The sequence below is a fragment of the Pontibacter sp. CAU 1760 genome (assembly GCF_054482735.1).
The window spans coordinates 162,726-176,518 of the sequence record NZ_JBTLRL010000010.1 but is presented as its reverse complement, the minus strand read 5'-3'; the positions used below and the strand labels follow the sequence as shown (position 1 = coordinate 176,518).

Genomic DNA, 13,793 nt, shown 5'->3' with positions numbered 1-13,793 from the left:
CCGGCAAAGTAAGCTAAAGGCAAAACAGTGGAAAAAGAAAACCTCCAATACAAATGCACTGGAGGTCTCAAATTAAAAAGTAATTTCGTCTAAAATCCGTCAACTTATTTCAGGACAAGACATTATATACCTACGCTTTTTTATGCGTCTACATTTTCTTTAGAAGCAACTTTTTTATAGTCCTTCAAAGATTTGCGCACTTTGAATAACAGATCGACCAGTTGAATGGCTTCTTCTTCTGAGAGGCCCCGCATCTGATCATCCAACTGGTGAAGTTCCGCATCTATCTTTTCCAGCGTCTTCTGTCCCTCTTCCGACAGCAAAATATTCACTAACCTTTTATCAGTAGAATTCTGCGCAACAGTCACCAAGTTCTTGGCATTCAGCCTGCTTACCAATCGGGAGGCATCAGACATCTTATCCAACATTTTATCACGGAGGACAGAGGTAGAAACTGGTTTAGGGAACTGGTCGCGCAGAATGCGCAGCGCATTGTATTGCTGCGTGGTTAAACCGTGACTTTTGAAGAAACTCTCATAACAATTCAAAAGGAATCCGTGGGTATAGATCAGGCTAATGCTTGCCCGCTGCCACTCATTCCGAAAAGAGGAGATTCCACCTATTTCGTTATCTAAGATCATAAGGTTCAGTAAATGTTTCTCAAGTATAGTAAATTTATAATATTTCAGTTCCTATTGCCTGTAAAATCTTTATTTCGATCACTTTGACATTAAAATAGATCCTTTTGTTTCTGCACGGTGCAGGGCAAATGTAAATAAAGTAGTAACCTGCGTTGCCGATATTATGTAATATACAAAAATGTGAGTAATCACTACAGCATAATGGAAACAAAATCCTAATGTCCCCTTGTTCCTTTCTACTTAAAAATCTAATTACAAACCTTAGTCTCCTGTGTTACAGGCACAAAACCCACCATTACCAATGTTTTATCACAAAATAAATAATACCCGCCAGAAACATCAAAATTGATATTTTGTTGATGGTGTGCATTGTCCGCAGGTTAAAATTGGTTTTACGGTTGGGATCTTTCTTTCGGAAGAAATAAGTCAGCACTTCAGAGAAATTGAAAAGTCCTTTCATGATTTTATACTTAAAAAGTGAAGATGCCTGCTTAAGCGCACCTGGTTTTTAAATTAATATTTTATAAAGAACTGCAAACTGGCTGAAAAGATTTATACCAGTTCAGAATACATAACACAAACAAAGCTTTGGATCGAACAGGTCATGTTACGCTTCCAATTGCATCGGCTCGATCCACTTGGCATCTTCCCGAATCAGTTCTATCAGTTCATCTACGGCCCGGTCTGCAGGCACTGACTTCTTCACAACCGTTTGGCCACGGTAAAGCGCAATCTTGTCTTTGCCAACCCCCACATAGCCATAGTCTGCATCGGCCATTTCGCCGGGCCCATTTACGATGCAGCCCATAATCCCGATCTTCACACCTTTCAGGTGGTCAGTCCTTTTACGGATCATAGCGGTGGTTTCCTGCAGGTCAAACAGTGTGCGGCCACAACTCGGGCAACTGATATACTCTGTCTTGCTCATGCGGGTGCGTGCCGCCTGCAGTATCCCGAAGCTCAGGTTATTGAGCTGCTCGATTGTTTGTAGCCATTCGTCCTTTGGCTGCTCTGCCAGCAAAGCTGTGCTAAGCAAGACCCCATCGCCCAGGCCATCAATCAAGAGCCCGCCAACGTCTGTGGCTGCGTATAGCTGCACTTCATCCGACGACAATTCCCCATACTCCCGCTGTATGATGCAGGGAGTTTGAACCCCATTGTTCATCAACCGAAAGAAGCATTTGCGCAGTTCGGGCATGGCGTGCGCATTTTGGGTATGCAGTAGCAATACCGCCGTGCTGTCCTGCTTGAGGCGGTCAAGCAAATCAGTTGTCAGGTCGCTGATCGAAGCCTTCACAAAATTCAGACTTTTGTGTAGGCTCGGAGCAGCCAGGTATTGTGCAGCTGAAAACAACGGATGGCGATCTTGCTGTTGTTCCGCTTGCTGCCAGGCTGTGTAATCTACGATTTCTTTCAGCCCGTTCGGCAGCATAAAAGTGATAGGCAAAGAACCGGTATAAATGTAATCTGCCCCCAGGTCGTTCATGTTGAACTTGTCGAGAAGCATAGAATACAGGTGACCAATGCTTTTTAAGTCTGCATACTGAATTGCCTCCAGCCTGCTCAGGTCCGCAATTACGCGCGGCACATTGAGCCCGCCCAGGTTTTCTACTTCGCTTGTCTCTCTCCGGTGGTACTGGAACGGGTCGATCGGGACGTTGCAGACAGGTTTCATAGGTTGTGCCTGCTCTGCCCGATGGGTATAGCGATCGATGAGGGCTTTGGCCACAGGGGCCTCTGCCTCTGGCGCTTCTGTTAACGACACCCGCACAGTGTCTCCCAGGCCATCCTCTAACAGCGTGCCTATTCCTACAGCTGATTTAATACGGCCGTCCTCTGCCTCTCCAGCTTCTGTCACGCCCAGGTGCAAGGGGTATGGCTGCATGCCCTCCTCCTCTAGTTTCTGGACCAGCAAGCGATAAGCCTGCACCATCACCTGCGTATTGGAGGCTTTCATCGAAATCACGATGTTATAATACTGCTCATCCTCGCAGATGCGGAGAAATTCCAGCGCGCTCTCTACCATACCCAGTGGCGTGTCGCCGTAGCGACTCAGGATACGGTCGGATAACGAACCGTGGTTCGTGCCAATGCGCATGGCAGTGCCGTGCGCCTTGCAGATTCGGACCAGTGGTAAAAAACGCTCCCTGATTCGGTCGAGCTCTGCCTGATAGGAAGCATCGTCATAGGCAATCACCTCGAACTTCTTTTTATCGGCATAGTTACCCGGATTCACGCGCACCTTCTCCACAATACGCGCAGCTACTTCCGCGGCATTCGGGGTAAAGTGAATATCGGCAACGAGCGGAACGTTATAACCGCGCTTGCTAAGTTCTGCTTTGATGTTCCGCAGGTTCTCTGCCTCTTTGATGCTGGGCGCCGTGATGCGGATATATTCGCAGCCCGCCTCGATCATCCGGATGCATTGCTCCACAGAACCTTGCGTGTCCATGGTGTCCACAGTGGTCATCGACTGCACCCGGATAGGATAGTCTCCTCCCATCGGGATTCCACCAATATGCACCACACGCGTTTTTCTGCGTTGGTAACTTGTCAGGCTAGGGCAATAAGATTTGTTCATATATAAAGTCGGCGTAAGCGCATAGTTTTAACTAAAGATGCGTGCGCATTGTTCAATGGCTAACCCTGTAAAATTAACATCTTTATTTGAAAGTGAGGCAAAACCTGCTGATAGACCACTCTGATTAAAGGTTAGGCAGGGCACATTGTATACCCCTACTTGAAATCAGCGTACAAAACATTATGATCTACATGCATCAGTTTTTACCCAGGAACGCGGCCGACAGGCTTCAGGATTTTGCAGCAAAGGCTTCGCTACAACAGGAGCAGTTACGGGAGGCTTTTTCGCTGTCCGTTGACACCGTGACCGAATTCCTTAAAAGGCAACTGGAAAAAGGCAATTGGGAAGCTGTAAAGGAAATTCTGCACGGTAAACCCATGACTAAAGCCGGGAAGTTCTTGCTTTTGGAGTTGAAGAGCAGCCTCATCACGAAATTGATCTTCCGGCTAGGGCTCCGCAAACTTATTGCCGTAGGGCTTGTGCTGGTTATCCTGCCACTGGTTCTCGCCAAAGTCGCTGGTAATTTCGCGGCAAAGTCACAGTAACGGCACATCAAACACACATAAAACAGAAGAGGCGCCTTTGCTGGCGCCTCTTCTGTTTTTTATCTGTTGAACATCAACTCACGGTATTTCACCAATGGCCAATCTTCATCATCCACCATCAGCTCCAATTTGTCTACGCTATAACGGATTGTGTCGAAATAAGCGAAAACTTTCTCCTGGTAGTAGATGGCACGCTCGCGCGCATCCTCTATTTTGTTAGCTACTTTACGCGCCTCTACCATTTCATCCACATTCTTTTGAATGGTGGTGATGTGCTGCGACATCTTTTTGATAGAGTCAACGGTAGTCTTTGTGTACTCATCCTCCAGGCCGAGGTCTTTCAGGCCGCGTACGTTGTTGATGAGCTTGTTCTGGTAGGCTATCGCTGTCGGGATGACGTGATTTACCGCCAAGTCACCTAGTACCCGCGCTTCGATCTGGATTTTCTTGATATACTCCTCCAGCAGAATCTCATGACGGGCATTCAGCTCCACGCCGGTTAAAATGCCGTTTCTGCTGAACAAATCCTTGATTTCCTCTCGGTGGTAAACATCCAGAGCGCGCGGCGTAGTTTTCACATTCGATAAACCACGGCTCGCAGCCTCTTCTTCCCACTCCTGTGAGTAGCCGTTTCCTTCAAAACGGATTGCTTTTGACTCCACCACATACTCACGCAGCACCTGAATAATCGCGAGCTCCTTTTTCATGTCGTTGCCATCGATCAGGCTATCCACCTGCTTTCTGAACTCGAACAGCTGATCGGCTACGATCGTGTTCAAGGCAGTCATCGGGTTAGAAACGTTGGCAGAAGAACCCACGGCACGGAACTCGAACTTATTACCTGTAAAGGCAAATGGAGAAGTACGGTTACGGTCTGTGTTATCCAACAACACCTCCGGAATGCGGTCAATACCCAGTTTCAGGTACATGTTATCGCCTTTTTCCATCGGCACTTTGGCAGTGCGCTCCAACTCATCCAAAACGGCAGTCAGCTGCTGGCCCACGAAAACAGACATGATCGCGGGTGGCGCTTCGTTGGCACCCAGGCGGTGGTCGTTGCTGGCAGAGGCAATGCTGGCACGTAAAAGGTCAGCGTGTTTGTGCACGGCTTTGATGGTATTGATAAAGAACGTCAGGAATTGCAGGTTCTCTTTCGGTTTTTTACCTGGTCCAAGCAAGTTCACACCCGTGTTAGTGCTCATTGCCCAGTTGTTGTGCTTTCCGCTACCGTTCACGCCTTTAAAAGGCTTCTCATGCAGCAACACTTTAAACCCATGGCGGTCTGCCACGCGGTCCATGATGTCCATTAACAACTGGTTGTGGTCAGCGGCAAGGCTGGCGTCCTCGAACGTAGGAGCGCACTCAAACTGGCCCGGAGCCACTTCGTTGTGACGCGTGCGCAGCGGAATGCCCAAACGGTGAGCAGCCTTTTCGAAGTCTACCATAAAGGCATGCACACGGCTGGGGATAGAACCGAAATAATGGTCTTCCAGCTGCTGGCCTTTTGCAGGGGCATGGCCAAACAAGGTACGGCCAGTCATCATCAGGTCCGGACGGGCAGCATAAAGCGCCTTGTCTACCAGGAAGTACTCCTGCTCGATACCCAGTGTTGTGGTTACTTTATTTACATCCTTGTCGAAGTACTGGCACACCGGCACGGCCGCATCGTTCAGTAACTTCAATGACTTCAGGAGTGGTGTTTTATAGTCCAGTGCTTCGCCTGTGTAAGAAACGAAGATAGTTGGGATACAAAGTGTCTTGGAGTTGATGCCTTCAATCACAAAAGCTGGCGACGAAGGATCCCAGGCAGTATAACCGCGGGCCTCGAAAGTGTTACGGATACCGCCGCTCGGGAAAGAGGAAGCATCCGGCTCCTGCTGTACCAGTGCACTGCCTTTAAAAGACTCCAGGGCGTCGCCGTCAGACGTCAGGTCGAAGAAAGAGTCATGCTTTTCGGCAGTAGTGCCTGTCAGTGGCTGGAACCAGTGCGTGTAGTGGGTTGCCCCTTTGCTCATGGCCCAAGATTTCATGGCTGACGCTACAGCATCTGCTAAGTTGCGGTCAACTTTGTCTCCAGAGTTGATGATGCGGCGCAGACGCTTGAAATTGTCAGACGACATGGTGGCACGCATGGCATCCATGCCAAATACGTTTTCACCATAGTAATTCGAAATGTTTTGAGAAGGTAAAGTTACATCACCTGTTTTACGCTGGTTCACTAAATCCAGCGCTTTAAATCTTAGTGTTGCCATTGCTTAAATTAGATTGGGTTTTTTAAGGTCTAGCAAATATAGAGATAAAATTAAGTTTCCTAAAAAAGTATCTGGTTTTTTTAAGGCATTTTTAACAAATAGGCCTGTATGTTGAAATTACTTCTATTAAAACACAGGGGTATACAGATAAAGTGTAGGTAATTTATTTCCTCCCCCCTTCGTTCACAAACGGAACCCGATTTGCACTTATCAGAACAGAATCTGACCCTCACGTACCCTACTTTGACAATGCCCTTCCAGAAACTGTATATTTGCAATGTGAGAAACAGAATTTTTTTTCAGCCCCTGTACTTTTGCTTTTGGGTCATCTATTTTATAGTTGCCCGCATCCTATTTCTGGTTTACCACCTCAACCGCACCGCTGAGCTTACCTCTACAGACACGCTACTCGTTTTTTGGCATGGCCTACGCCTCGATGCCTCCGCCACGGCCTACCTTTGCCTGCTGCCATTCGCGGCACTGGCGTTGAGTGCCATCGGGCTACGACTCAACATCAACGGCTTTATCCGAATCTATACCTATGTGCTGCTGGTTGTTCTGTCTGCATTGCTGGTTGCAGACCTGGAGTTGTATACCTACTGGGGATTCCGACTGGACGCTACCCCCTTGCAGTACCTCCATACCCCTGCAGAGCTGGCTGCCTCAGCGTCTTCTGCCCCGCTTTTCCTTTTGCTGTTTATTTGTTTTTGTATTGCGTCAGCTTTTATACTGCTTTACCTGAAAGGGTTTGACTATACCTGTTACCGGACACAGGGGAGAAAGGCGGTAAATAACTTCCTTTCTCTTTTTTTTCTGGCGTTTCTGATATTGCCCTTACGCGGCGGCTGGCAGCAAATCCCGATTAACCAGAGTGTGGCGTATTTCTCTAACAAGCCATTTGCTAACCAGGCTGGGCTGAACATGCCCTGGAACCTGGGATACGCGCTCACGAAGTTTAACAAGTCGAGCACGAACCCATACCAGTATATGAAGCTAGAAGCTGCGCAAGAACGGGTGCAGGCACTCTATGCTGCCTCTGATACGAACAATACTAAAGTGCTCATTAAAAGTGCTGTGCCTAACGTGCTGTTCATCATCCTGGAAAGCTATACTGCCAAATTTGTCGGGAGCCTGGGGGGAGAAACCGGTGTTACACCTAATCTAGACAGCCTGGCAAAGACGGGCATCAACTTCACGAACGTATACGCCAGCGGCGACAGAAGTGAGAAAGGGATGGTGGCCTTGCTGAGCGGGTACCCGGTACAAACCAAGACCTCTATCATTAAGTACCCAAACAAAACAAAGCAATTGCCGCAGCTGAGTCAGGTATTCAAGCAACAGAATTACAGCACCAGCTACTTCTATGGCGGTGAGCTGGAATTTGCCAACATCCGCTCATACCTTACTAATGGTGCCTACGACCGCCTGATAGCGAAAGAGGATTTCGACCCGGCCACTTATAACTCTAAATGGGGTGCACACGACCATGTGTTATTTTACAGGGTGCTGCAGGAACTGGAGCAGGAGGAAAAGCCATTCTTCAGCACGGTTTATACCCTTAGCAGCCATGAGCCTTTCGAGGTTCCTATGGCCGTAAAATTTCCGGGGAGTAGCAACGAGGCGAAATTCCGGAACAGTGTGTACTATACTGACTGGGCGTTGGGCAACTTTATCAGGCAGGCTCAGCGGCAGCCCTGGTGGCAAAACACCTTGGTTGTGATCACCGCTGACCATGGGCACCCATTGCCGGGAAATGACCCAAACTTTGCCCCATCCAAGTTCCGCATACCACTGATCTTCACGGGCGGTGCCATCAAGCAACGCCTCGAGGTACAAACCATCGCCTCGCAAACAGATATCGCAGCTACTTTGCTGGCACAGCTCGGGTTACCCTATCATAACTTTAAGTGGAGCCGCAACCTCATGGCGCCTACCCCCTCTCCTTTTGCGTTTTATGTGTTCAACGACGGGTTTGGATTTGTAACCCCACAAGGCACTCTACTTTATGACAATGCCGCCAAACAGCCTATATCAACTGAAGATATCCTCACGGAAGAGCAACTGCAAACCGGAAAAGCATACATGCAGGCATCGTTCGAAGACTTTATACAGAAGTGATACAGATGCCCTGGCAGGTACGTTAAAAGCAGTACAAGACAAGCAAATATCTGTAACAACCAATACAACAGAGGTTTACACCTCAAAGCCTAACCTGGCCGCATCATACATTTACAGCTATTCTTTCGGCGCTAAGGTATAATATTAGTATCTTTGCAGCCTGATTATGAAAAAAGTAGCATTTTATACCCTAGGCTGTAAGCTCAACTACTCCGAAACGAGCACGATCGGCCGTATATTCCAGGAGCGCGGCTTTGAAAAGGTGGAGTTCACGGACAAGCCGGATATCTATGTGATCAACACCTGTTCGGTTACCGACAATGCCGACAAGAAGTGTCGCAAGATTGTAAAGGAAGCGCTGAAGCACTCGCCCAATGCATTCATTACCATTGTGGGTTGCTATGCACAGCTTAAGCCGAAGGAGATTTCTGAGATTCCGGGGGTAGACGCGGTGCTTGGTGCCGCCGAGAAGTTTCAGCTAGTAGACATCCTGGAAACCTTTGAGAAAAAAGACAAGGCACAGGTTTTTGCCAGTCCCATCTCGGAGGCGCATACCTTCCATAACTCATACTCCTTTGGCGACCGTACGCGCACGTTCCTGAAAGTACAGGACGGCTGCGACTACTCCTGCTCATTTTGTACCATCCCGCTGGCGCGGGGCAACAGCCGTTCCGATAGTATCGCGAACGTGGTGCGTTCTGCCAACGAGATAGCAGAATCCGGCGTGAAAGAGATCGTGCTGACCGGGGTGAACACCGGCGACTTCGGTTTGCAAAACGGCGAGCGTGTGGAGTCGTTCTACGAACTGGTGCAGGCTCTGGACAAGGTTGCGGGTATAGATCGCTTCCGCATTTCCTCCATAGAGCCAAACCTGCTGAAAGATGAAATTATCTCTTTTGTGAGCCAGAGCGAGCGCTTTATGCCACACTTCCATGTGCCGCTGCAGTCAGGATCCAACAAAATCCTGAAACTGATGCGCCGCCGCTACCAGCGCGAACTGTATGCGGACAGGGTTGCAAAAATCAAGGCCCTGATGCCGCACTGCTGCATTGGTGTGGATGTGATCGTGGGCTTTCCGGGCGAAACAGAGCAGGACTTCCTGGAGACGTATAATTTCCTGAACGACCTCGATGTGAGCTACCTGCACGTGTTCCCTTACTCTGAGCGCGAAAACACGGCTGCCCCTGAGATGCCCGGCAAGGTAAGCATCAAGGAACGCAACCGCCGCGCTGATATGCTGCGCATCCTCTCGGAAAAGAAAAAGCGTCATTTCTATGAGCAGAACATTGGCCGGGAGTTTACGGTGCTGTTCGAAGACGACGTGAAGGACGGCATCATGGAAGGCTGGACAGAGAATTACGTGCGGGTGGCTGCCAAGTACGACCCTGTGCTCGTGAACGAAACCAAGCACGTGCGCCTGACCAATCTTACTGCCTCAGGACTGATGGAGGCTGAAGAAACCTACCACGAACTGCTGAAGCATTAGGTTACTCGCAAAGTTTCCTTGTATATTTAGGCTGAAAAAATCTTTCAAACAAACATAACAGACGAAATAGTGAAAGTTCTGAAAATCTCCCTGGGCCTTGCCATGGCCACCTCAATGCTGGTTGCCTGCAACCAAAGCCCCAAAGTAAATGGCGCTACAGCCACCACTGCTGAGGCTGGCACACCTGACATTGTATACGTGAACTCTGATTCGCTTCTGGCAAATTACGAGTACTTTAACGACGTACGCACGCGCCTGCAGACCAAAGGCCAGAAGGCGGAGCAGGACCTGCGCTCGCAGGCTGAGTCGTTCCAGAAAGAGGTAGAGAGGTATCAGAGTTCTGCCCAGGGCATGTCAGCGCAGCAGCGCGCTTCTACGGAGCAGCGCCTGCAGCAAAAGCAGCAGCAGTTGCAAGCGCTTCAGCAGAACAAGGGCAGCGAGCTTGCCGGCGAGGAGTCGGAGGAAATGAAGAAGATCTACGACCGCGTGGAAGAGTATCTGCAGAAGCTGAGCCAGGAGAAGGGGTACAAAATGGTGTTGACTTACTCCCGTGGTAACAGTGCCATCCTTTACAGCGACTCATCCCGCGACATCACCACGGAAGTAGTAGAAGCCCTGAACGAGGCTTATACCACTGAGAAAGGTGCCGCTGCTGATTCTACAGCCGAGAAAAAATAAGTTTTAATGCACCAATAAAAGCGAAGGCCCCTGCTTATACATAGCAGGGGCCTTCGCTTTTATATAGTCTTATACTTTTATCGAATAAAATTTATTCGTATCGCAACGACTCAATAGGGTCCAGTTTAGACGCTTTGTAGGCCGGGTAATACCCTGAAATCACTCCGACCACCACGCAAATCGTCATCCCGATGATCACCCACAACCACGGCACGATAAAACCGCCTTCCCCGATCATAGAGGCGATGCCGTTTCCCATCAGGATGCCAAGCACGACGCCCACGAAACCACCCATGATGCATATCACCACTGCCTCGATCAAAAACTGCTGCCTGATCTGAAAGGCCGTGGCTCCGAGCGCCTTTCGCACGCCGATTTCACGGGTGCGCTCGTTCACCGACACCATCATAATGTTCATCAAGCCCACAGAGGCGCCCAACAGCGTGATGAAACCGATGACAAAACCGCCTGCTTTCAGGTAGCCGGATATCTCGTCCAGGCTTTGCACCAACGAATCGCTTCTCCTGATCTCAAATGAGGCCTCCTGCCCTATCTGGTCCTGCCGTACCTTGCGCATGAGGCCGGTTGCCTCGCCCATCACGTAATTCAATTCATCGGCCCGGTAAATGGCCGTCTTGATGTCGTAGTTGAGGGAACCGCCTTCACGGGGTATCTGCCGGCCGGTCTCTAAGGTAATGATGATCCGGCGGTCGCTGCTTCCACCCATGCTACTGCCCTTTTTCTCCAACAGCCCAATCACTTTAAACCTGCGCCCCAGAAAGGTCACAAAATCACCCAGTGGCTCAGAGTCCTTAAAAAGGTTACTGGCCACTTCATCCCCTATGATCGCCACATTGATGCCCTGCTCCTGCTCAAAAGTGGAGAAGTCGCGGCCTTTCTCGAGGTTGATGCTGTTGTTGACCATGTAGTTCTCGTCGCCGGCCACAATGCTGATATTGGGATTGGTCTTTTCCGTTTGGCTCTTCACTACGGTGGCGCCCGAAATAAACGCCGACAGGCTCACGCGGGCATCTTTCTCCATCTGTTCCTGGTACATCACGGCCTGCTCATACGTGATAGGCGGAAACACCTTCTGGCTGCGTCCTTCATTTCGACCCCGGTTGTTCATGCCGGCCCTGCGTATGTCAAAGGCATTGGCGCCCAGATTCGAAAAAGTCTGCGTCAGGGAATACTTCATGCTGTCTACGGCCGTAAGTATACCAACCAGCGACATGATGCCGACAGCGATGATAAGGCCCGTTAAAACCGTGCGAAGCAGGTTGCCTTGTATGGCCCGCAGGCCTTCCATTATGTTTTCAATCAGATTCATCCGTTGAGATAATGTGCGCTTTATGAATATTTTACGTTATTTATACCAGCAGGGCATAGCTTCTAAGTTACAGCCATTTTTAGAAACAAGCGCCGATATTATACCTTGAAGCAGAATTTAAAGACTAACGCTATGTTTTTCCGTACCATCGCACTGTTCTTCGCACTCCTATTGCTGGTATTCAACGTATCCGCCAGCACGATTCTGGTGCCCATGGATGAGGGGCAGAAAAATCACTTGAAATCATACGGCATCGCTTACTGGGTGCTGGGCAAGAACATATCCGTTGACTGGCTGCTGAATTTCCGGGGCGGCAGCTTTGCCTTTCAGCACATGCCTCTTTTAGAGAATGAGCTTATTGTGCGGGGTATAAGCTACCAGGTAATTTCGGATGCCCAGTACAACGGCATCCTCACCCAGATCAACAACCCGGAGGCCAACATGGACATCATGAAGCTGGAGAAGGTGCCGAAGGTTGCCGTCTACTCCCCGAAATCCAAAATGCCCTGGGATGATGCCGTGACGCTGGTGCTGACTTATGCTGAAATCCCTTACGATGTGATTTACGACAAAGAGATCGTACAGGGAGAGTTGCCCAAGTACGACTGGCTGCACCTGCACCACGAGGACTTTACAGGCCAGTACGGAAAGTTTTACGCCAGCTACCGCCATTACCCCTGGTACCAGGAGCAGCAACGTGAACTGGAAGAGTCCGCATCCAAACTCGGCTTCAGCAAGGTGTCGTTGATGAAGTCTGCTGTCGTGCAGCAAATCAAGGAGTTCACGGCGGGCGGGGGGTTTCTGTTTGCCATGTGCTCTGCCACCGACACCTACGACATTGCCCTGGCGGCGGAGGGCGTGGACATTGTGGAGGCCATGTTTGATGGGGACGCCGCAGATCCGCAGGCTCAGCAAAAGCTGGATTTCGAAAAGACCCTGGCTTTCAAGGACTTCAGGATTTCCCGTAACCCGCTCGAGTATGAGTACTCCAACATCGACATGCAGCCGCAGGAAAGACCCGTGACAGAGGCAAACGACTATTTTCAGCTGTTCACGTTTTCCGCCAAATGGGACCCTATCCCCACCATGCTCACACAGAACCACAAGAAAACCATCAAAGGGTTCATGGGCCAGACCACGGCTTTTCGGAAAAGCCTGGTAAAACCGGAAGTGGTGGTAATGGGAGAAAACAAAGAGCTGAGTGAGATCCGATATATGCACGGCACCTATGCCCGCGGCACCTGGACCTTTTACGGGGGCCACGACCCGGAAGACTACCAGCACCTGGTAGGCGAAGACCCGACCGACCTGGCCCTGCACCCGAACTCGCCGGGTTACCGCCTCATTCTGAACAACATTCTCTTCCCGGCAGCTAAGAAGAAAAAGCAGAAAACGTGATTTCAGTAAACAATTACTCAGTTAGCAGTAAACAATTATTAGTAAATGTTTAGGCTTTTTTATTAAAATGAGATTATTTATGTGATAGTTACCATAACTATTACACGAATCAGATTACTGTTTACTGATTTTACTGCTACCTGAATTAGTGCATTCTATCGGGCCTTGGCTTCAAGTTCCGGATGATGTCTGCTTCGATGGCAAGGAGTTCTTTCAAGCGGGCATCTACTTCCTCGACTGGCATATACTCTTTGGCCAGCTTCACAAAGCTTACATAGTGTCCCGCCTCCGATACCATCAATTCATAATAGAACTTCTGCAGCCCCTCATCGGCAATGTTTTTCCAAAGCAGCTTAAAGCGCTCACAGCTGCGTGCCTCGATCAGCGCATTCACCAGCAAGTGGTCCATTAACTGCCGCTCGCGCTTATTGCCTTTCCGGATGTGCTTGGTCAGTTCCACCACATATTCATCCGGCCGGTTGCGGCCCAGGCTATAGCCGCGTTTCTTCAGTTCGGCTAGCACGCGCTCAAAATGGCTCCACTCTTCCGCCACTAAATCCGTCATTTCCTCCACCAGGCGGGTTTTGTCCGGGTACTTCACAATCAGCGAAATGCCTGAGGTAGCTGCTTTCTGCTCACAGTAGGCGTGGTCCACCAGTATTTCCTCGATGTTCTTCTCCGCAATGTTGACCCAGCGGGGGTCTGTGGGCAATTCCAGGCGAAGGATGGTTTTGGTTGGCTGCTGCTCGGTTGACATGTCAATG

The 13,793-nt window shown here is 49.6% G+C and carries 11 protein-coding genes; 5 read left to right on the top strand and 6 right to left on the bottom strand.

Going from position 1 to position 13,793, the window contains the following annotated elements; genetic code table 11:
* Positions 1 to 140 precede the first annotated feature (140 nt).
* The 3 genes from ACXYMU_RS15245 to ispG all read right to left on the bottom strand — a co-directional run bounded on the left by ACXYMU_RS15245 (position 141) and on the right by ispG (position 3,222).
* Positions 141 to 641 carry a MarR family winged helix-turn-helix transcriptional regulator gene (locus tag ACXYMU_RS15245; RefSeq protein ID WP_458987274.1) on the bottom strand — a complete coding sequence of 167 codons (501 nt, stop codon included), beginning with the start codon at positions 639 to 641 and terminating at the stop codon, positions 141 to 143.
* A gap of 295 nt (positions 642 to 936) precedes the next feature.
* The gene (locus tag ACXYMU_RS15240) at positions 937 to 1,101 is read right to left on the bottom strand and encodes a DUF6728 family protein (protein ID WP_458987273.1); all 165 of its coding nucleotides are present in this window, start codon (positions 1,099 to 1,101) and stop codon (positions 937 to 939) included.
* 147 nt (positions 1,102 to 1,248) lie between these two features.
* The gene (gene ispG / locus ACXYMU_RS15235; RefSeq protein WP_458987272.1) at positions 1,249 to 3,222 is read right to left on the bottom strand and encodes a (E)-4-hydroxy-3-methylbut-2-enyl-diphosphate synthase; all 1,974 of its coding nucleotides are present in this window, start codon (positions 3,220 to 3,222) and stop codon (positions 1,249 to 1,251) included.
* A gap of 191 nt (positions 3,223 to 3,413) precedes the next feature.
* On the opposite strand from ispG, the gene ACXYMU_RS15230 reads away from it, so the two are divergent.
* Positions 3,414 to 3,767: a hypothetical protein gene (locus ACXYMU_RS15230; RefSeq protein WP_458987271.1), complete on the top strand. Its 354-nt coding sequence runs from the start codon at positions 3,414 to 3,416 to the stop codon at positions 3,765 to 3,767.
* A gap of 59 nt (positions 3,768 to 3,826) precedes the next feature.
* On the opposite strand, the gene ACXYMU_RS15225 is transcribed toward ACXYMU_RS15230, so the two are convergent.
* Positions 3,827 to 6,019, bottom strand: coding sequence for a glutamine synthetase III family protein (locus ACXYMU_RS15225; RefSeq protein WP_458987270.1), 2,193 nt, complete (start codon positions 6,017 to 6,019; stop codon positions 3,827 to 3,829).
* A gap of 279 nt (positions 6,020 to 6,298) precedes the next feature.
* On the opposite strand from ACXYMU_RS15225, the gene ACXYMU_RS15220 reads away from it, so the two are divergent.
* The 3 genes from ACXYMU_RS15220 (at position 6,299) to ACXYMU_RS15210 (ending at position 10,301) form a co-directional block, all read left to right on the top strand.
* A complete protein-coding gene (locus tag ACXYMU_RS15220; RefSeq protein ID WP_458987269.1) occupies positions 6,299 to 8,137 on the top strand; it encodes an LTA synthase family protein in 1,839 nt (612 codons plus the stop codon).
* A gap of 166 nt (positions 8,138 to 8,303) precedes the next feature.
* The gene (gene mtaB / locus ACXYMU_RS15215) at positions 8,304 to 9,623 is read left to right on the top strand and encodes a tRNA (N(6)-L-threonylcarbamoyladenosine(37)-C(2))-methylthiotransferase MtaB (protein WP_458987268.1); all 1,320 of its coding nucleotides are present in this window, start codon (positions 8,304 to 8,306) and stop codon (positions 9,621 to 9,623) included.
* 69 nt (positions 9,624 to 9,692) lie between these two features.
* Positions 9,693 to 10,301 (top strand): OmpH/Skp family outer membrane protein, encoded by a 609-nt coding sequence (locus tag ACXYMU_RS15210; RefSeq protein ID WP_458987267.1) that lies wholly within the window; start codon positions 9,693 to 9,695, stop codon positions 10,299 to 10,301.
* 91 nt (positions 10,302 to 10,392) lie between these two features.
* Here ACXYMU_RS15210 and ACXYMU_RS15205 read toward each other — a convergent pair whose 3' ends face one another.
* Entirely contained in the window at positions 10,393 to 11,631 is a 1,239-nt protein-coding gene (locus tag ACXYMU_RS15205; protein ID WP_458987266.1) for an ABC transporter permease, read from the bottom strand.
* Between the two features lie 132 nt (positions 11,632 to 11,763).
* On the opposite strand from ACXYMU_RS15205, the gene ACXYMU_RS15200 reads away from it, so the two are divergent.
* The gene (locus ACXYMU_RS15200) at positions 11,764 to 13,029 is read left to right on the top strand and encodes an asparagine synthetase B (RefSeq protein WP_458987265.1); all 1,266 of its coding nucleotides are present in this window, start codon (positions 11,764 to 11,766) and stop codon (positions 13,027 to 13,029) included.
* A 145-nt stretch (positions 13,030 to 13,174) separates the two neighbouring features.
* Here the strand turns inward: ACXYMU_RS15200 and ACXYMU_RS15195 are convergent, their stop codons facing one another.
* Complete coding sequence (locus ACXYMU_RS15195) at positions 13,175 to 13,786, bottom strand: MiaE family protein (RefSeq protein ID WP_458987264.1); 612 nt, start codon at positions 13,784 to 13,786, stop codon at positions 13,175 to 13,177.
* Positions 13,787 to 13,793: the final 7 nt, after the last annotated feature.